This is a genomic window from Streptomyces sp. NBC_01237 (assembly GCF_035917275.1).
Classification (GTDB): domain Bacteria; phylum Actinomycetota; class Actinomycetes; order Streptomycetales; family Streptomycetaceae; genus Streptomyces.
The window spans coordinates 4279724-4298876 of record NZ_CP108508.1 but is presented as its reverse complement, the minus strand read 5'-3'; the positions used below and the strand labels follow the sequence as shown (position 1 = coordinate 4298876).

Genomic DNA, 19153 nt, shown 5'->3' with positions numbered 1-19153 from the left:
CGCCTGTCCTTCCGGGGAGTTCAGGCGGCGGAGGAGCGAGATCAGGGCGCGACGGTCGACAGGCGGCGTGGCTATGCCACTCACAGTGCTCACGCAGAGTTCCTTGACCTAGGCTCCGGGTTACCGCCAGAACCTACCCCTCCGCATATCGCCGCCAAGCGTCGATCTCTGTTGCCCCCGTCACATGCAAAAGTCGTGAATGCCCTTTGTCATAGGCGAATGGGCATATGCGGAATCACTTGGTGAGCGGCGTCCGCACTCATTCGCGTACCCCCGGACTCATCTGCGCACCCGCCGGGGTCCTGCTACGGGTTTTCACCGGTACGGGGACTCCGCGTGCGTATACGCGGAGTCACCATCGGTATTCCTCCGGAACATTCCGGAGGACACCCGTCGGCCCTTTCCGCACTCACACGCGGAAGACGTCGAGGAAGGAACTCCACCATCCCTTCGACTTCTTCTGCGCGTGCGCGGCGTGATGGTGCGGGGTGGCGGCGGGGGCGGGGGAAGCCTGCCCGGCCGGTTGCGCCGTCGGCGTCGCCGGCGTGCGAACCGCCGTGCCGCTGCCGCGCGCGGGAGTCGGGCTGAAGCGCACCGGCAGCGCGACCAGGGCCCGGTGGAACGGTCCCGGCCGCCATTCGACGCCCGAGGGGTGCACGGCCAGAGCGAGGTCCGGCACGGTGTTGAGGATCTTCTCGATGGCGGTGAGGGCGATCAGCTGGGCGGGCGACTTGGCCGGGCAGACGTGGGGACCCGCGCCCCAGGCCAGGTGGGCGCCCTTGCTCAGGGTCTGGCGCGCGTCGGTGAGCGCGGGGTCGCTGTTCGCGGCGGCGAAACTGATCAGGACGGGGGTGCCCGCCTTCAGCGTCACACCGTCCAGTTCGATGTCCTGGACCGGGTAGTGCGTCGCGTAGTTGGCGATCGGCGGGTTGTTCCACAGCACATCGTCCAGCGCGTCCTCGACCAGCATCCCGGAACCCCGCCGCTCCGAGCCGGGGCCCGGAGTGTCACCGGACAGCAGGAGCAGCAGCGCGTTGGCGATCAGATTGCGCTCCGGCTCGACACCCGCGCCCATCAGCATGACGAGCTGGTCCTTCAGCTCCTCGTCGCGCAGGCCCGCCGGGTGCTGGATGAGCCAGGAGGTGATGTCCTCGCCGGGCTGGCGGCGCTTGAGCGCGACGAGTTCCATCAGGCATTCCGTCAGCTCGTCGTTGGCGCGCAGGACGTCCTCGCCGTCGAAGATGGCGGACATGCTGCGGGTCAGCCGGTCGCCGATGTCGCCGGGGCAGCCGAAGAGCTGGTTGAACAGCAGCAGCGGCAGCAGCTTGGCGTACTCGCCCAGCAGGTCGGCGCTGCCGCGCTCGATGAACTGGTCGATGAGGTAGTCACCGATGCGCTCGACATCGCGGCTCAGCCGGCTGAAGTTGAGACGCCCCAGGCTCTCGGTCACGGCCTTGCGCAGCCGCAGATGCTCGGCGCCGTCCGTGAACAGGCAGTTGGGCCGGTAGGCCATCATCGGCAGCACCGGCGAGTCGAGCGGTACGCGGCCCTCCCGCAGCGCGGTCCACCGGCGCGAGTCGCGGGCGAAGAGGGCCGGGTTCTGCAGGACCCGGAGCGCGGCCTCGTGCTGCACGACGAGCGTGGCCTCCACCCCGGGGGCCAGCTCGATCGGCGAGGCGGGCCCGTTCGCCCGGAACGCGTCGTACACACGGTGCGGATCGGACGCGAACTCCGGCCCGTAGAGGGAGGTCTGGCGTTCCTCGTGCATCGGGCACCCAGCGGGGGCGCTGTACGGGGTGGCTCCCGGCTGAGAGTCCATGTGTGATTCCTCGGTGTGATCGCGGGGCTCCGGGAGCCCCGGGCTTCGGGGGAACGGGGGTCAGGCCACGTGCGCGAGAAGGTGCTGTACGAGGGTGATCAGTGCCTGGGCCGACGATCTCTGGTCCCGGGCGTCGCAGTACACGACCGGGGTGTCGGGCAGCAGATCGAGAGCCTCGCGCAGCTCCTCCTCGGCGTGCTGGGATTGCGCGTCGAAGCTGTTGACCGCGACCGCGTACTCCAGGCCGTACGTCTCGACCAGGTCGATGACGGGGAAGGTGTCGGCGAGCCGGGCCGGGTCGACGAGGAGGAGTGCGCCGAGCGAGCCCCGCGCCATGTCCTCCCACAGTTCGACGAAGCGCTGCTGGCCGGGCGTGCCGAACAGGTACAGCACCAGCTCGTCGCTCAGCGTCAGCCGGCCGAAGTCCAGCGCGACCGTGGTGGTCTTCTTGTCGGGCGCGCCCCGGAGATCGTCGATGTGCGCCCCGGCCTGCGTCATCCGCTCCTCGGTGCGCAGCGGGGTGATCTCGGAGAGGGTGCCGATGAGCGTCGTCTTGCCCACGGCGAAGTGCCCGACGACGAGGATCTTCGCCGCACGCTGCACCGCGTCCGGCACATAGATGCTCTCAGCCGAACCGGACCTGGAGTCCATGCAACACCTCTTCGAGGATCTTCCTGTCAACGAGTTGGGCCGGCGGCGGGGCTTTGCGGCGGAGGAGATGCCCCTGTTCCGCTAAATCCTTCAGCAGCAGGCGCGCCACTCCGACGGGCAGTTCCAGGTGCCCCGCCACCTCGGCCACCGACAGATAGCCGCCGGAACACAGCTCCCAGATCGCCCGGACCTCGGGGCTCGGGCTCGGCGGGGGCTGCCGGTCGGGGGCGAGCGTGACCAGGGTGACGAGGGAGAGATCGTCCGCGGCGGGCAGACCACGCCCGCCGGTGATGACGTAGGAGCGGACGAACCCGCTGCTGACCTGCTGCTCCTCGCCCGGCGCGGTCATACGTCGCTTCCCGCGTTCTGGCGGGGAGGAGTGGTCATCGCCTTCCCCAGTGCGGTGACCTGCTGCTGCATGCGGAAGGACATGGCTTCCATGTCCACATCGGCCGCGGCGGTCGCCGCGAGGTAGGCGCCGGTGCCCGCGGCGATCAGGAAGATCCAGCCGTCCTCGTACTCCAGGAGCGTCTGCCGCCACCGGCCGGGGGAACGGGTGCCGATGAAGGGGGCCACGGCCCGGCTGAGCGACTGCATGGAGCTCATGGCCGCGGCGACGGTCTCCGCGTCGTCCCGGCCGATCTCACTGGAGTTGGCCAGCAACAGGCCGTCGGCGGAGACGAGGATCGCGTGGCGTGCACCGGGTACCTGGAGCACATCGTTCAGTACCCACGACAGATCGGGGTTCACTGGATCTCGGGTCCTTCCATCGTCGTCATGTCACGCCCGGACCGTGTTCCGCGCTGGAACGCACCCAGACGCGAAGCGGTCTCCTCGTTGCTGCGTGCCGGCCCGGCGTCGGCCGACGGCACCGCTGACACGGGGCTCTTGCGGCGGCGCTTGGGCAGCCCACCGGCGGTGGTGACCGGAGCCGCGGAGTGCGCGGCGTGGTCCGGCAGGGCCGTGGCCGGCGGGAACAGTGGCGTGGGCGGCGGTGTGGGAGCCTCGCGCCGCGAGAAGTCCGAGGGGGCCGCGTCGTAGCGGTCGGCGGCCACGGGGGCCGGGGGTACTTCGCTGGTGAGAAGCTCGTCGGGCAGAAGAACCACCGCGCGTACGCCTCCATAGGGGGAAACGGAGTCCACCGAGATCCTGAACCCGTAGCGGGCGGCCAGCAGGCCGGAGACGGCGAATCCGAACTGCGGCGGGATACCCAGGCTGGAGACGCTGATGGCCGCACGGGGCGAGAGGAGAGCCGCCGCGCGGTCCTTCTCCTCCTGGCCCATGCCGAGTCCGGCGTCGTCCACGATCAGGCAGACGCCCGTCGGCACGGCCTGGATGTTGATCTCCACCGGGGTACCGGGGGCGGAGTAGTTGGTGGCGTTGGCCAGCAGCTCGGCGAGGACCACGGCCACCGGCTCCACGGCCTTGCTGACGACCGAGAAGTTCACCTGCCCGTTGATCCGCACCCGGTCGAACTGCCGGATGCGCCCCTGCGCGCTGCGGGCCACGTCGAAGACGGAGGCGACGGTCTCGCGGCGTCCGAGCCAGCCGCCGCAGAGCACGGCGATGCCCTGGGCCCGGCGGCCGAACTGGCTGTTGGCGTGGTCGATGGCCATCAGGTCGGCGAGGATCCCGGGATCGTCGCCGTACTTGTGCTGGGCCTTCTCAAGGACCACCTGCTGCTCGTCCGCGAGCCCCTGCAGGGTGCGTACCGCCGCCTTGAGGACGGCCTTGGTCTCCTCCTCGGCGTCCTTGCGGACCTCGGAGAGCTCCGAGGCGTGCCGGTGGAGCAGACCGTTGTGCGAGACATGGAGCTCGTCGCGCTGCCGCAGCAGCGTGTCGCGTTCTCCTTGGAGTTCGGAGTGGTGTCTGCGCAGTCTGATGTTGGTCGTGCGAGCCCGCAGCACGGCACCCACAGCGACCAGTGCGACGACAGCAAGTGCCCAGATGACGGGGCCCTGCGGAAAGGTCATGAGACTCACTTCAAGTGCCATGGCTGGAAGACGGTGTGACGCTCCCTCATGTGAGGCACCGTCAGGACATGGTCGAGCCCTGGGTGCTCCCGCTTCGGGAAGGCCCCTCCGAACGTGGGGCCGAGGAATTCATCCCTCCCGGAATGCCCCCATACGCCATCAGCCCACTGGAAGTAAGATGATCTTACCATCGGGGTGTCGGCTAATTGTCAAGAAGCCCACGCCAGTTGATTTCCATGCGGAATGTTCACACGGGGCCCGACAAGGACGACAACGCGGACAGAGCCGATTTCTTACCGGGAATCACGGGGAATCGGGGCCATCGGCGCGGCCGCGTCCGCAGGCACCGCCGGACCGGACGATGGCCGACTCGACGGCGGCGATCCGGTCGGCCAGCAGTCCGAGCGCGGCGACGGCGCGGGTGACCGGCTCGTCCTCGGGGCCGCCGAGCGCCCGGGCGCGTACATGCGCGGCCTTGACGGCGGCCCAGCGTGCGGACTGCTCCGGCGTGAGGGCGGAGCGCAGCTCGGCGAGCTTGAGGAGATTGGCCTCGGCGCCGGTGGTGAGGGTCTGGGCCTCGCCGGTGTAGTGGTCCTCGATGACCGCGGCGAGCTCGGCGTCGTTCATCACGGGGTCGATGCGTGCGGCGATCCTGTTCATGTTGCGGTAGGAGCCCTGGAGCTGGAACGGCGGCTCGGTGCGCCCGGCGTCGGGCTGCCCGGCGGAGGCGATATAGGCCGCGTTGACCGCCAGGACGGCCGAGCGTGCGGTGAGCAGGTGCCGCAGTACGGCGAGGACGCGCTCCCGCTCGGCGGGGGCGTAGGGATGGACGAGCCGGTCGGCGCGGGCGGTGGGGTCGCCCTCCGCGAGGCGTACGAGCAGGTCGAGGTCGGTGCGCTCCCGCCCGGCGAGCGGGGCGAGGACGGGGTGGGAGGTGAGGGCGTTCTCGATGAAGCTGAACGCGAAGGCGTCCTCCTTCCCGGTGAGGACATCGCCGAGATTCCAGACATCGGCCCGGTTGGCGAGCATGTCGGGAATGCGGAAACGCCGGCCCGCCTCGGTGTAGGGATTGCCCGCCATGCAGACGGCGAAGCGCTTGCCGCGCAGGTCGTACGTGCGGCTCACGCCGTCCCGGACGCCCTCCATGCGGCGGGTGGTGTCGCACAACGAGACGAACTTCTGGAGGAGTTCGGGTGACGTGTGCTGGATGTCGTCCAGGTGGAGCAGGGTGTTGTTGCCGGTCTCCAGCGCGAAGTTGATCTTCTCTACCTCCCGGCGGGCGGTGGCGTTGGGTGCCTCGGCGGGGTCGAGCGAGGTCACGGCGTGCCCCAGAGCCGGGCCGCTGACCGTGACCAGGACCAGGCCCAGCCGGTCGGCGACGTACTCCATGAGCGTCGTCTTGCCGTAGCCGGGCGGCGAGATGAGCAGCAGCAGGCCGTGCGTGTCGGTCCTGCGGGTGTCGCCGGTGGTGCCGAGCTGCTTGGCGAGACTGTCGCCGATGAGGGGGAGGAAGACCTCGTCCAGGAGGCGGTTGCGGACGAAGGAGGACATGACCCGGGGGCGGTACGCGTCGAGGTGCAGCCGGGCCCGCTCGGCGGCGACGAGCGCGGCGCGCCGCCGCTGGTAGTCGCGGAACCCTTCCGCCCCCCGGGTGCTGAAGTCCCGTCCCCGCGCCAGCACTTCGTCGATACGGAGGGTGAGCCGGCGGCCGGTGACGCGGGGGTGGGTGCCGAGGAGTCCCTCGACCGTCTCGGACAGCGGGGCATGGACCTCGTACCGGTCGAGAGCGGGGCAGAGTTCGACGGCCACGGCCTCCGCGAGTTCGCCGGGTCCAAAGGCCTCGCCCGTCGTGGCGGTGAACGAGGTCAGCCAGGCCTCGACCAGCTGGCGGCGGTCGGCCGGCGAGTCCAGCCGCACCAGATCCTCGTCATAGGCGGCGGTGCCCGCCGCGCGGCGGAACGCGGCGAGCAGGGTGCGGGCGGCCGGACTCGTGGCGAAGCCCTCCGGACCGCTGGTCAGCTCCTCGAAGAGGTACTCGGCGGCGAGCTCCTGGCCGGGACCGCCCATGGCGGTGGCCAGCTCGGCCCGCAGACCGGCGATCGCCGGTGCGGCGCCGAAGACGGCCCGTGCGCGGGCCAGCGACGTCATGCGGCGCACCCACGTCGAGCGCTCCGGCCCGGTCGTACCGTGCGCCCAGAACAGCTGGGCCCCGGCGCGCACCGAGGGCGGGTAGCGCAGCAGCCCCGCGCCGTCGTGCAGGCGCAGCAGGGCACGGAGGAGGGCGGTCGCGTCATGGTCGTGGACACCCCGCTCGTACCCCTCGTCGTAGGCGGCCTCGGCGGCGCTCCGTACGAGGGCGGGAAGGTCGGCTTCGGCCAGGGCCGCGGCACCGTGTGCGGTGAGCAGACGTACGGCGAGGTGTTCGGCGCGGTAGACGTCGGCGTTCTCCGAAGGCAGCGACTGCTCCCAGTACGGGCGGGTGGCCGCGAAGTCCGGGTCGGTGACGGGGGAGCGGTAGTCGGTACCGGTGAGGGCGAAGGCCAGGCCGTCGTCCTGCGGGACCAGGGTGAGTTCCAGGGGCTGGGTGTTCACCGCGAACCGGTGCCGGCCCAGCCGGACGGTCCGGCCGCCGTCCGCGTACAGCTCGGTGCGGTCGCGCAGGGCGCGGGCGGCCTCCTGCCGGGCCGCCTTGAGCCGGCCGTCGAGCTCTTCGGCCCGCACTTCCTCGCCGAGTCCGCGCAGCTCGTCGGCGGTGCGGCGGATCCGGGCGGCCATGGGATCGGAGGCGAAGTAGGTGCTGACCGCGTCGGGATCGGCCAGGGTCGCCGCCCGGCGGGCGATGGTCTCCAGGACGCGGGTGGCCGAGTCCGCCAGACGTTCGGCACGGCGGGCGCGGGCGTCCTGGAGCGTCTGCTTGCGGGCCGAGAACGCCTCGTACACCTCGGTCCGCCTGGTGCCCAGTTCGGCGAGGAAGGCATCGGAGTCCGCGAACCGGGACTCCAGGTTCTCCAGCTGGAGGAGGAGGCCGGCCAGCTGTTCGTCGCACGACTCCGGCGTGTCCGCGGCGGCGAGTGCGCCGGTGACGGCCTGACCGAGCAGGGCGAACTCGGCGGCGAACTCGGCCCGGCCCTCGTGGACGCGGAGCTCGCGGCGGCGGGCGTCGAGGATGGCGCGGGACCGGTTGACGCCCGCGAGTACCTCGGCGATCCGCTCCAGGACGGACGTACGCAGGGTGGCGTCCCCGATGTCGAGTCCGGCCACGACCTCGGTGACGGTCCGGAGCCCCACGGTCCGCTCGTCCAGCCGGGAGGCGATCGGCTCGGCCTCGGCGACGGTACTGATGGCCCCGGCCGCCTCGGTGAGCTGCTCGATGTCGTCGTGGTAGTCGCTGAAGGCGTCCTTCCGCTCCAGGAACGCGATGGCGCGCCGGGCGAAGGACACGATGTCCGTGTCGATGTCGGCGGCCAGCGCGTCGATGCGCCCGGTGTCCGCGTGACGCATCTCCTTGAGGGTGAGCAGGTGCCCCTGCGCACCGCGTAGTTCGGTCAGCCGGTCCACCCATGCACCGGCCCCGCCGGGTACCTCCCCACGGGCGCGGCGTACCAGCGAGGCGATCCGGTCGGCGGACTCCCCCAGTGCGTCGGCGGCCCGGCGGGTCAGGGTCCGCACGGTCTCGAACTCCGACAGCACCTGCTCGGCCGTGGCCCGCACCTCGTCCAGCGGCGTTCCCAGGTCACCGGCCTCCGGATCGCCGAGCCAGTGGTAGCGGTCCCCGGCCCGGACACAGGCGGCGACGAGTGTCTCGTACACGCCGCCGGTGGGCTCGGTCTCGAACACGCCGCGGGCGATCGAGAGGCAGTCGGAGATGCCGCGCACCAGGTCCGCGTTTCCGATGCGGGACAACGCCCCGGAGCCGGTGGCCCGCCCGGCGGCATAGGTGTCGGAGACGTACGAGGAGTGCCACCGCTGGAGGGGATGCACCCGGGACGGTTCGTCGGAACCGGCGCGCAGCACCATGAGCGTGCCGTCGTCGAAGAGCGCGTGGCCGTGGCAGGAGATCGGGGTGGCGACGGCCTTGCGGATGACGTTGTACGGGAGGAGGAGACCGCGCCCGGTCACCGGGGCGTGGAACGCGTACAGCACGTCCTCGCCGTTGGGCGAGCGCACCACCCGCTCGAACTCCATGCCCTCGGTTCCGGTGTCGGTGTCGAAGGTCTTCGCCTCGCCGGAGGTCAGGTAGTAGCCGCCGGGGAAGACGATTCCCTGGTCCTCGGGGAGCCGTCGGCACGCCCGGCCGATGCCGTCGAGGCGCGTGACGGTCCCGGTGACGCCGTTGAAGACGAGGTGGCGCCGCGTCTCCTCCTTGTACGGGCGGACGCGCAGCAGGACCAGCGGTCCCACCCGCGCGTACGCGATCTCGGCGTCGGCGAGCGATTGCAGGGGCTCGTCGACCGGCTCGGAGTGGATGCCCTCGCCGGTCTCGGTGTCGTCCTCGGTCTTCACGGTGAGGGTGCCGCCGACCGCGGCGACGAACACCTGGCCGTCGACGGACACATGGGGGTGACGGCCCAGGACGTGATCCTCGCGGGTGGTGGCGGTCCACTCGACGTCGTGCGACGGGGGGAGGACGTGGTCGCGCTCTCCCCGGGCGTCCAGGAAGGCGGTCCCGCCGTCCGCGTCCAGGGCCCAGCGCAGGACGCGGATGTCGTCGCTCTTCTCCCCCGTCCGGAAGACGGCCAGGAGTCTGCCGTCGACCCGCCGGAGCCGGAGGAGCCGGGCCTCGCGGTAGTAGCGGTACAGGTCGGCGAATTCCCGCAGGAACGCGGGATCGTCGAGAAGGCCGGGGACGGCGTCCTCGGGGAGCGGCTCCAGATCACGGTCGTGCAGGGCGAGGACATCGCCCACGGCCGTCCCGGGCCTGAGGCCGGGCAAGGTGTCGTAGCCGAACAGCAGCCGGTCCCCGACGGCCACGATGTCGCGGGGTACGCCGAGCTGTTCGGTGCGCAGGTGCTCGGTGCCCGCCAGGGTCAGCTCGGTGGAGCCGAACTCCTCGGTGCGGCGGGCGTTGAGCGCCTCGGCCCGGCGGGCCAGTTCGCCGGCCTGTGCGCCGAGTCGGTCCCGCAGCACCTCGTAGGTGCCCGCGTCCATGGGGGACGTGCTGGTCATGGTGATGGCTCCCTGCGGATACGTACGGTGCTCGGCGGTGCTCGGCGGTGCGGTTCCACGGCCGGGGGGTGTGGGTGCCGGCCTGAGCGGTGCGGGGTCGTCCTGAGCGGTCGCACGTGTCGCTCTTCGCGCGACCGCTCCGGCCGTGGCCGTGGTGGTCAGACCTTGGCCGTCCCGGCCCCGTCGAGGCCGGCCCCCAGCTCCGCCAACGGCATGTCCGCTAGCCCCAACTGACCTGCCTTGTCGAGGAGTTCGCGCCACTGACCGGACTGGGCGCCGCCCGAATTCATCAGCTTCATCAGCAGGGCCGACACCGTCAGGTTCCGTACGTCCGCGGTGGAAACGGAGCCCAGGACGCGGGTCAGGTCCTCGGTGAAGTCGGACGTGCCGTCCAGCCAGTTCCTTCCCAGCGCCTGCGCGGTGTCGGAGTGCTGGACGAAGGCGTCGACCCCCTTGCCGAGCGAGATGGAGGAGACCAGCCGGTCGAAGAAGACGGACTCGCCGCCGACGATGTTGATGTCGGCGCTCTCCAGGCCGGTGGCGATCATCGTGGCCTGCGCCTCGGCGACATGGCGCTGTGTGTCGAGCCCGGCCAGCCGGATCTCCTTCTCCGCCGCCAGCCGCAGCCGGTACTCCTCGTGACCGCGCGAAGCCTCGTCCAGCGCCGCCATCGCCGCGGCCTTCTCGGTCAGCCCCGCCGCCTCGGCCTTCAGCTTCTCGCCGATCACCGCCGCGTCCGCCGTCGCCTGCGCCAAGGTGCCCTCCGCGACCGCCAGGGCCTTGAGCTTGGCCCCTTCCGCCTCCGCCCGCAGCCGGGCGGACGTGGCCTCGGCCTCCGCGCGGCCCGCCTTCTCGATCACGTCGGCCTCCTTCTCCCGCACCTGCACCGCGGCGAGACCGGCCGCCGCCGCCTCGGCCTGGTTGCCCTCGGCCAGCCGCAGCTTGGCCCGGGAGTCGAGCTCGGCCGCCTTGACCCGCGCCTCGGCGAGGGTGATCTCCTCGGCGGCCCGGTGCACGGCCGCCGCCTCCGCGGCCTCCGCCGCCTTGATGTCCTTGACCAGCAGCTCCTGGGCCTCGGCCTCGGCGGCGATGACGATCGCCTGACGGTTGCGCTCGGCCTCCTCCACGGCCCGCAGCCGCTTGATCGACTCCTCCTGCTCGGCGACCGTACGGTCCACCGCGACCCGCTCCCGGATCACCTCGGCGATGTCCCGGCGCTCCGCCTCGACCTCCTTCTCGGCGGAGATACGGCTGAGCTGTGTCTCCCGCTCCCGGGCGATGACCTCCAGGAGACGGTCCTTCTCGATGCGCTCGCTCTCGATCGCGATGACCCGCTCACGGTTCTTCTCGGCGACCGCGACCTCACGGGCCTGGTTCTCGCGCTGGATGCCGAGCTGCTCCTCGGTCTTGAGGAAGGCGGCCTGCGAACGGAGCCGCTGCTCCTCCTGGACCTGTGCGGTCTCGGCCTCCTCGCGGGCCCGGACGGTCTCGATCTCACGGTGCTGCTTGATCTCGGCATCGGCCTGACGCCGCTCCAGCTCCAGGATGGCCTCGCGGGCATCGACGTTCTGCCGCGTGATCTCCTTCTCCTCCGTGCGCTGGAACTCATTGGTGCGCACATGCTCGATCGCCGTCAGCTCGGTGATCTTGCGAATGCCCTGGGCGTCGAGGATGTTGGTGGCGTCCAGCTGCTGGAGCGGAGTCTGCTCCAGGTAGTCGATGGCCGCGTCCTCCAGGCTGTACCCGTTCAGGTCGGTGCCGATGACCTGGATGATCCGGTCCCGGAACTCGTCGCGCTTGGTGTAGAGATCGGTGAAGTCGAGCTGCTTGCCGACGGTCTTGAGCGCCTCGGAGAACTTGGCGTTGAACAGCTCCTGCAGCGTCTCCTTGTCGCTCGCCCGTGCCGTGCCGATGGCCTGCGCGACCTTGATGACGTCCTCGACGGTCTTGTTGACGCGCACGAAGAACGAGATCCGGATGTCGGCACGGATGTTGTCCCGGCAGATCAGCCCGTCCCGCCCGGTCCGGCTGATGTCGATGGCCTTGACCGAGATGTCCATGGTCTCGGCCTTGTGCAGAACGGGCAGCACGACCTGCCCGGTGAAGGTGACGTCGACCTTCCGCATCTTCGAGACGATCAGCGCCTTGCCCTGCTCGACCTTCCGGAATAGCCGGCTGACGACGAAGAGCAGAGCGACCGCGATGAGCAGGACAACGGCGATGAGCACGCCGATGCCCAAGGAGATGGCATCCATGGTGAAGTCCTTGCGATGAAGGTACGGCGACAGCCGCCGAAAGTGGGATGAAGTGCGGGCCGGGCGTGAGCTCGTGCGGCTCAGGTGGCGGTGCGTGGGTCGAGCGCCGCGTCGAAGGGCGCGACCCAGAAGAACTCGCCGTCGTCGTCGTACGCGTACAACAGCCCGGTACTGCCGCGCGTCAGTGCGGCCGCGAGGTCCTTGTCGAGGCGGCGGACCTGGACGACGGCGGTGGAACCGTCCTCCGCGGCGACCTCGGCCTGACCGAATCCGGCGTCCACCCGCCCGGTGCGGATGGTGCAGGTCAACCCGATGAAGTCGGACCGGGACGGCCCGGGTTCCTCGGGGAAGAGCGAGGCCAGGGGGCGTACGAGCAGCCGGGTGACCCACCACGCGAGAAGCAGCGAGGCGGCCAGGACTCCGACGGCGAGCGCGGCACGGGCCGGCCCCTCGGCTCCGGCGCGACGCAGCGCCAGGGTCCCGGCCAGGGCGGTGAACCAGGCGGTTCCGGTCAGCAGCGACACCCCGACGGTGACCGGCACACCGTCGGCGATGCCCAGCGCGCCGCCCGGCAGATCCCCGTCGAAGCTGTCGTGCTCGGCGGCACCGAACAGGACCAGCAGCCAGAAGGCGACGACCACGACGAGAGCCGCGCTGAACAGCGAAGCGGGAAATCCGAACGCGGCATCAAGGAATTCCCCCACTGTTCCGCCCCCCCAGTCCGTGATCACCCGCCGCCGGGGGCGCGGTGTCCCCGACGGGACGCGGCGTCGTCCCCGCCCGGAAGCCGCTTCCGTGTTCCGGCAGCGGGGTGGTGCCTCGCGCTCCCCACCGCCATCCTGGCAAAGGGGCACGAGCGTTCGCATTGCCGGAAAGCGGCAATCTTTACGCGTTCTTGATGCCGGGTCCTGTCGGCGGCGGAATGGCCGCGTTCCTCCCGTTCCGGCGCCGTGGCGCGGGGCGGGGGATTCGGGGAGACGGGGAGCGGCGTCCGAGCGCGGGGCCCGGCGCAGGGGGCGTGGGCGTGGCGGCGATACCCACCTGATACACAGCCGTGCGGTGCCCGAAGCGCGGCCCTGACCGGCCGGAAGCGCGGCTGGCGGAGGCTGTGCGGGTACCCGACCTTCGGTGTACGAGAAGGCTGGGAGGCACGTGCCGTGCTGAGTTCTCCGGAGGTTTCCGCACCCACCACCCACGTGGAGCCCACCACCCACGTGGAGCCCGCCACTGACGTGGAGCCCGCCACTGACGCGGAGCCCGCCGCCGATGCCGAGCCCGCCGCCCCGCGCCGTTCCCTCACCGGCGGCCGTCGCGACGGTCTGCTGCTCGCCGTCGCCGCCCTGCTCTGCGCGGCGCTGATGGCGGCGCACGCCCGGATCCCGAACGGGATCGGCAACCTCGGCAGCCTCTTCCAGACGCTGCTGCCCTGGACGGTCCTGAGTGTGCCGGTCCTGCTCGTGCCGGCCGCCCTGTGCCGCTCCCGGCCCGCGGCCGCGGCGGCACTCGTACCCGCCGTGGTGTGGGTGACGCTCTTCGGCGGTGCCCTCACCGACAAGCGCTCCGGGGGCGGAGACCTGACGGTGGTCAGCCACAACGTGGACGAGGGGAACACCGACCCGGTGGGGACCGCCCGGATACTCGCCGACGCGCACGCGGACGTGGTGGCGCTGGAAGAACTGTCGCAGCGGGCCGCACGGGTCTATGAGCGCGAGCTGGCCCCCGCCTACCCGCACCACGCGGTGATCGGCGGTGTCGGCCTGTGGAGCAAGCACCCGCTCAAGGATGTGGAGGCGGTGCCGATCATGCCGTGGACCCGCGCGATACGGGCCACGGCGCAGACGCCGAAGGGGCCGGTCGCCGTCTACGCGGCCCACCTCGCATCGGTACGCGTCCAGCCGGCCGCCGGTTTCACCACGGCCCGCCGCAACGAGGCGGCCCGGGAGCTTGCCGCCGCGATACGGGCGGAGCCGTCGCCCCGCACCGTGGTGGTGGGCGACTTCAACGGCACGTACCAGGACAGCGCGCTGGCCCCGGTGACCTCGCAGCTGCGTTCGGCGCAGCGGGAGTCCGGGGACGGCTTCGGCTTCACCTGGCCGGCGGCGTTCCCGGTGGTCCGTATCGACGACATCCTGGTGAAGGGGATGACTCCGCTCTCCTCCTGGAACCTGCCCGCCACCGGCAGCGACCACCTCCCCGTGGCGGCGTCCCTGCGGCTGTGACCGGCCCGGCCCCGGCCCCGCCCCCGGCCCGCACCACCCCGCGCCCGGACTGCCGACTGACTACGATGCGAGCGACGAATGACCCAGAACGGCCAGGTGGGTGGAGTGTCGGAAGCCCGGGTCCCGGACCCAGTCAGCGTGCTCGTCGTCGAGGACGACGCGACCATCCGCCGCGCCGTCCAACTCGCCCTGCAGCGTTACGGCTACGAGGTCGCGGTGGCCGCCGACGGCCTCAGCGGCCTGGAGGCGTTCCGCGCGGGCGGACACGACCTGCTGATCCTCGATGTGATGCTGCCCGAGCTCGACGGGATCGGCCTGTGCTACCGGATCCGCGAGTCGAGCCTGGTCCCGGTCCTGATGATGTCCGCACGCGGCGACGCCCTCGACGTGGTCGCGGGCCTGGAGGCGGGCGCCGACGACTATGTGATCAAGCCCGTCGACACCGGCGTCCTGGTCGCCCGTATCCGCGCCCTGCTGCGCCGCGCCACCTTCGATCAGCCCGCCGGAGGACCCGCACGGTCCACCACCACGACCGCCTCCACGGCCTCGCCCGCCGCCGGAAGCGCCGGCCGGGACCCCGACGGCGACGGGCTGCTGGTCTTCGGAGACCTGAGCGTGGACACCCTCGGCATGGAGGTGCGCCGGGCCGGGCGGATCGTCCCGCTGACCCCCACCGAACTGCGTCTGCTGCTGGAGTTCGCCGCCGCCCCCGGCGCGGTACTCGACCGCCGCCGCCTGCTGCGCGAGGTGTGGGACTACGGCTGGGAGGGCGACACCCGCGTCGTGGACCTGTGTGTGCTGCGTCTGCGCAAGAAGATCGGCAGCGCTCGGATCGAGACCGTCCGCGGCTTCGGCTACAAACTCGTCCGCGGCTGAGCGCCGTGCGCTTCGTGAACCCCCTCGCCCTGCGCTGGAAGATCGCCGCGCTGACCGCCGCCGCCTGCTGCGCGGTCGCGGCCGTGATCGGCTTCCTCGTCCACGACGCGACCCGCGACAGGGGGATGAAGGTGGGGCGGGAGCGGGTCACCGCGGCCCTGTCCGCGGCGGAACGGGAGTACGCGCGGACGGGAGAGAGGCCGCCCAGCGCCGACATCATGTCCCCGGACCAACTGCCCGAGCCGCTGGCGCGGAACCTGGCCGAGGACACGGGGAGAGGCGGGGCCTACGGCATCTGGTACGACGTCAAGAGCCCCAACTGGTACTGGATGTGGGGAGTCGTGGCCGTCGGGGACCAGATGCTGGTCGTACGGACGGACATGAGCTCCGAGGTGCGCGGCCTCCAGCTCCTGGACCGCAGCATCCTCACGTCCGTGGTCGCCGCACTCGCCGTCGTCGTCCCGCTCGCCGCCCTGGCCACCGAGCCGATCAACCGCCGTCTGCGCCACGGCGCCCGCACTGCCCGCGTGATCGCCGACGGCGACCTCGACGCCCGTATCGGCCGCACCGGGCGGGCCCGCGACGAGATCACCGAGATGTCGGCGGCCGTCGACGGGATGGCCGAGGCCCTGCAACGCAGACTGGAGAACGAGCAGCGCTTCACCGCCGACGTCGCGCACGAACTGCGCACCCCGCTGATGGGGCTGGTCACCGCGGCCGGGCTGCTCCCGGAGGACGACGAGGCGACCGAGCTGGTACGGGACCGGGTGCGGGCGCTGCACGCGCTGATCGAGGACGTGCTGGAGATCTCCCGCCTCGACGCGGGTGCCGAACGGGCCCGTCCCGACGCGGTGCCCCTGGCCGAACTGGTCCTCGACGTGGTGCGGCGCACGGGGACGGACACCCACGTCACCGCCGGGGACGCCACGGTGGTGGAGACCGACCCGCGCCGGGTGGAGCGGGTCGTGGTCAACCTCGTCACCAACGCCCACCGCCACGGAGCCGGTCCCGTCGAGGTCACCGTCACCGGCGCCCGGATCGTGGTGCGCGACCACGGGCCGGGCTTCCCCGCCGCACTGCTCGACCAGGGCCCGCAGCGTTTCCGTACCGGAGCGAGCGAGCGGGGATACGGGCACGGGCTCGGGCTGACCGTCGCGCAGGGGCAGGCAGGCGTCCTCGGGGCCCGGCTGACCTTCGCGAACTCCCCGGACGGAGGCGCGGTCGCGACGCTCGACCTGGCCCCCGGAACGGCCTGAAACGGAACCGATACGCAGTCTCGCGGCGGCGGAAACGGCGTCGCACCGGTCCGGAAGAACGGCTCCTCGAAGGTGATGAGTGTGTGCAAACGGCACACGTCCCCTGGAGGTGCCCATGCTCGCCGTCCGCTCCGGCTTCCGCTGCTCCGTCCTCGTACCGCTGTCCGCCGCCGTCGTACTCGCGACCGGCGCGGGGACCTGGTACGCACTGGCCGGTGACGCCCTGTCCCACCCCGCCGGGTCCACGACCGCCGCCGCGGCCGCTGTGCCGCCGGTCGCTCCCGCCGCGAAGGCCATGGACCTGCCCTGGCCGGCCGAGGGCCAGTCGAGCGTGGAGGTCGAGGGGATCGGCAGCCTCGGTACGAGGGGCGGGCGGACGCCGGTCCCGATAGCCAGCGTCACCAAGGTCATGACCGCCTACGTGATCCTGAAGAACCACCCGATGCGGGCCGACGCCCCCGGCGCGAAGCTGGTCGCCGACCAGCGGTCCGCGGACGAGTCGTACTCGTCCGTGGAGACGACAGCCCCGGTGCTGGCCGGGCGCACGTACACCCAACGCCAGCTGCTGGAACTGATGATGGTGCCCTCGGGCAACAACGTCGCCCGCCTGCTGGCCCGTTGGGACGCGGGGAACGAGAAGGCATTCGTCAGGAAGATGAACGAGGCCGCCGCCGCACTGGGCATGAACCGCACCACCTACACGGGGGTGACCGGCATGGAGGCCAGTACGAGGAGCACGGCCACCGACCAACTGAAGCTGGCCCGAGCCGCCATGAAGGACCCGGCCTTCCGCCGGATCGTGGCCACCCCCACGGTCACGGCCCCCGGCATCGGCGTAGAGATCCCCAACACCAACAGACTCCTCGGCGAGAACGGGGTCATCGGTCTGAAGACGGGCTCCTCCACCCCGGCGGGCGGCAACCTCATGTGGGCCACCACCCAGAAGATCGAAGGCACCTCCCGCCTGATCCTCGGCGTGGTTCTGCACCAGCGCGCCAACACGACCCCCACCGAGGGCGGCATCGCGGCCCAGGAAGCCAGCCGCACCCTGATCACCGCGATCCGGTCCGAGCTCCCGGCAGCCCTCGCCGCTACGGCCGCGCCTTCGCGCGACGGTGGGTCTGCTCCGAACCCGTTGGATGGCCGAATCGCCCGAGCGGCGTGCGCGCCTCGCGCGCTCGCGCCGCCGCCCATGTCAGCCTCGTCCCACCGCGGTGGTTTCACCTGCGCGCCGGTCTCGTGAGCAACCGAAGTCCCGGGGCCGTCCCGCCCCGATGATCTGTGGTGGTTCGTATGATTGACCTTTACGCGATTGGTTCTCGGAATCCAGGCACCGATCCCACCTGGGCCACTGTCGATATCCAGGGCACCGTGAGCCAACAGCCCATCGGCACGGCGAAGGACCTGGCGGGACTGACCTACCATCCGGCGACGCGGCTCTACTACACGGTGGCACCGACCGGCCCGGACGGTCCGCGCCTTTGCAGCCTGAGCACCGGGGGAACGCTGCAGAGCGTGGCCGCGGTCGGCCCGGGACTGAACGGCGGGATCGCCTACCGCGGCCCGGAGAACTGCTTCTACGCGGTCTCGAACGACTCCGACGGAATCGCCCGACTCCATCGGATCACCATGGGCGGCGAGGACACCGTACTGTTCGCGCTCGCGGTCGGTGTGGTCAACGGTCTGACCTACGTTCAGGGGAGCGACACCTTCTACGCACTGGTCACGCTCGACAACTTCACCTGGTTCTACTCCATCAAGCTGAACGGAGTCGTGACCCGGCTCTTCGGTGCCGGACTGCGCGTCTTCGGCGGTCTGTGCCATTCGCCGTCGGAAGACCTCTTCTATTTCGCGGCAAACCAGGCCGACGGCTTTTCCCGGCTGTGGACACTCGCGCTCAACGGCAGCGTCGTCGACCGGATGGGGCTCGGATACAGGTTCAACCACGCCGGGATCAGTATGTCCCCGTGGTTCGGCGGGTCGATGAACATCAAGAGCCCACTTGAGGGAGAGCGATTCGTCAGCGGAGAGAGAACTCCGCTCGACGCGAACATCCTCAACACGACCGGGCCGTCCTGGAACAGCGACGGCATCACCTGGGAGTCGAATCGTGACGGCCCGCTCGGCACGGGCAGCCCCACCGCCACGCTGTCACCGGGAACCCATGTGATCACCGCTTCGAAGGAGCGCTTGAAACGGAGCGTCAACGTCCGCGTATTCGACGATCTATGGGCGCTGTACCGGGCGGCACCGTCACAGGCGGAGATCGATCGAGTGCTCGGCGACTTCGCCTTCGAGTGGGTGGACGGCGCTGCCGGTGATCCGACCCAGCAGTGGGCCTCGTACCCCGGCTATCCGTTCGACCAGACGTCCGCGAATCCGTCGCGGACCGCCGTCATCTGCAAGCTCGACGCGCTCCGGCATCAGCGGTTCCTCCAGCCACTCCCCTTCGGGACGGCCGAGTCCGCCTACGAACACGTACGGCTGCATACCCACACCGTGCGCGTCTCGCTGGGTGACGCGGTCAACATGGCGGGCGGTGGCGTGATCAACCTCAATCGCACGTTTGCGTTGTGGTCGAACAACCCGTCGCAGCCGACCGTGGTCACTCCGTACGTCCACTCGTTGTACCTGTTCAACCACGAGAGCCGTCACAACGAGCCGGGCGATCCCCTGCATGCCTCGTGCGCCACCGCGTGGACGGGCACCGCCGGTATTCCGAACGGCATGGACGCGCAATTCGACCCCGGCAGCGGCTATGCGCGCGCCGCGCTCTACCTCATGTGGGTCTACAAGTACGGCCGATACGACCCCATGTCGATCCGCACGGAGGCGAGGGACGTCGCGGTCTCCCTCAAGGACCGTTTCTGCGCGCACCCCACGAGCACGAACCCCCTCGTACAGGCGCTGCTCGCCGAACTGTGGAACGCCACGTAGG

Annotated in this window: 13 protein-coding genes; 5 read left to right on the top strand and 8 right to left on the bottom strand. The window is 70.9% G+C overall.

Annotation, left to right across the window (positions count from 1 at the left end):
• Positions 1 to 409: 409 nt before the first annotated feature.
• The 8 genes from OG251_RS18860 to OG251_RS18825 all read right to left on the bottom strand — a co-directional run bounded on the left by OG251_RS18860 (position 410) and on the right by OG251_RS18825 (position 12568).
• Positions 410 to 1819 carry a cytochrome P450 gene (locus tag OG251_RS18860; protein ID WP_326678296.1) on the bottom strand — a complete coding sequence of 470 codons (1410 nt, stop codon included), beginning with the start codon at positions 1817 to 1819 and terminating at the stop codon, positions 410 to 412.
• 60 nt (positions 1820 to 1879) lie between these two features.
• Positions 1880 to 2470: a GTP-binding protein gene (locus tag OG251_RS18855; RefSeq protein ID WP_073728020.1), complete on the bottom strand. Its 591-nt coding sequence runs from the start codon at positions 2468 to 2470 to the stop codon at positions 1880 to 1882.
• Positions 2445 to 2819: a DUF742 domain-containing protein gene (locus OG251_RS18850; RefSeq protein ID WP_073728022.1), complete on the bottom strand. Its 375-nt coding sequence runs from the start codon at positions 2817 to 2819 to the stop codon at positions 2445 to 2447. Before OG251_RS18850 ends, OG251_RS18855 begins: the two co-directional genes overlap by 26 nt.
• Positions 2816 to 3220, bottom strand: coding sequence for a roadblock/LC7 domain-containing protein (locus tag OG251_RS18845; RefSeq protein ID WP_073728024.1), 405 nt, complete (start codon positions 3218 to 3220; stop codon positions 2816 to 2818). Before OG251_RS18845 ends, OG251_RS18850 begins: the two co-directional genes overlap by 4 nt.
• Positions 3217 to 4443: an ATP-binding protein gene (locus OG251_RS18840; protein WP_326678295.1), complete on the bottom strand. Its 1227-nt coding sequence runs from the start codon at positions 4441 to 4443 to the stop codon at positions 3217 to 3219. The genes OG251_RS18845 and OG251_RS18840 overlap by 4 nt, the downstream gene beginning before the upstream one ends.
• A 303-nt stretch (positions 4444 to 4746) precedes the next feature.
• Positions 4747 to 9609, bottom strand: a complete 4863-nt coding sequence (locus tag OG251_RS18835; RefSeq protein ID WP_326678294.1) for a DNA repair ATPase — start codon at positions 9607 to 9609, stop codon at positions 4747 to 4749.
• A 158-nt stretch (positions 9610 to 9767) separates the two neighbouring features.
• Complete coding sequence (locus tag OG251_RS18830; RefSeq protein ID WP_326678293.1) at positions 9768 to 11864, bottom strand: flotillin family protein; 2097 nt, start codon at positions 11862 to 11864, stop codon at positions 9768 to 9770.
• Between the two features lie 80 nt (positions 11865 to 11944).
• On the bottom strand, positions 11945 to 12568 hold the full coding sequence (locus OG251_RS18825; RefSeq protein ID WP_326678292.1) for a hypothetical protein: 624 nt from the start codon (positions 12566 to 12568) through the stop codon (positions 11945 to 11947).
• A 615-nt stretch (positions 12569 to 13183) separates the two neighbouring features.
• Here OG251_RS18825 and OG251_RS18820 point away from each other — a divergent pair.
• From OG251_RS18820 to OG251_RS18800, 5 genes are all read left to right on the top strand, one after another.
• The gene (locus OG251_RS18820; protein ID WP_442818424.1) at positions 13184 to 14083 is read left to right on the top strand and encodes an endonuclease/exonuclease/phosphatase family protein; all 900 of its coding nucleotides are present in this window, start codon (positions 13184 to 13186) and stop codon (positions 14081 to 14083) included.
• Positions 14084 to 14161: 78 nt separating this feature from the next.
• Entirely contained in the window at positions 14162 to 14959 is a 798-nt protein-coding gene (gene cseB, locus OG251_RS18815; protein ID WP_326678290.1) for a two-component system response regulator CseB, read from the top strand.
• A gap of 5 nt (positions 14960 to 14964) precedes the next feature.
• Positions 14965 to 16215 (top strand): sensor histidine kinase, encoded by a 1251-nt coding sequence (locus OG251_RS18810; protein WP_326678289.1) that lies wholly within the window; start codon positions 14965 to 14967, stop codon positions 16213 to 16215.
• Positions 16216 to 16330: 115 nt separating this feature from the next.
• Positions 16331 to 17458 (top strand): D-alanyl-D-alanine carboxypeptidase family protein, encoded by a 1128-nt coding sequence (locus OG251_RS18805; RefSeq protein WP_326678288.1) that lies wholly within the window; start codon positions 16331 to 16333, stop codon positions 17456 to 17458.
• Positions 17459 to 17586: 128 nt separating this feature from the next.
• On the top strand, positions 17587 to 19152 hold the full coding sequence (locus OG251_RS18800) for a hypothetical protein (protein ID WP_326678287.1): 1566 nt from the start codon (positions 17587 to 17589) through the stop codon (positions 19150 to 19152).
• Position 19153: the final 1 nt, after the last annotated feature.

What these genes read in the sequence shown, in the direction of transcription:
- OG251_RS18860 (WP_326678296.1), bottom strand. Translation starts at nt 1,819, where the DNA reads ATGGACTCTCAGCCGGGAGCCACCCCGTACAGCGCCCCCGCTGGGTGC.
- OG251_RS18855 (WP_073728020.1), bottom strand. Translation starts at nt 2,470, where the DNA reads ATGGACTCCAGGTCCGGTTCGGCTGAGAGCATCTATGTGCCGGACGCG.
- OG251_RS18850 (WP_073728022.1), bottom strand. Translation starts at nt 2,819, where the DNA reads ATGACCGCGCCGGGCGAGGAGCAGCAGGTCAGCAGCGGGTTCGTCCGC.
- OG251_RS18840 (WP_326678295.1), bottom strand. Translation starts at nt 4,443, where the DNA reads ATGACCTTTCCGCAGGGCCCCGTCATCTGGGCACTTGCTGTCGTCGCA.
- OG251_RS18835 (WP_326678294.1), bottom strand. Translation starts at nt 9,609, where the DNA reads ATGACCAGCACGTCCCCCATGGACGCGGGCACCTACGAGGTGCTGCGG.
- OG251_RS18830 (WP_326678293.1), bottom strand. Translation starts at nt 11,864, where the DNA reads ATGGATGCCATCTCCTTGGGCATCGGCGTGCTCATCGCCGTTGTCCTG.
- cseB (WP_326678290.1), top strand. Translation starts at nt 14,162, where the DNA reads ATGACCCAGAACGGCCAGGTGGGTGGAGTGTCGGAAGCCCGGGTCCCG.
- OG251_RS18805 (WP_326678288.1), top strand. Translation starts at nt 16,331, where the DNA reads ATGCTCGCCGTCCGCTCCGGCTTCCGCTGCTCCGTCCTCGTACCGCTG.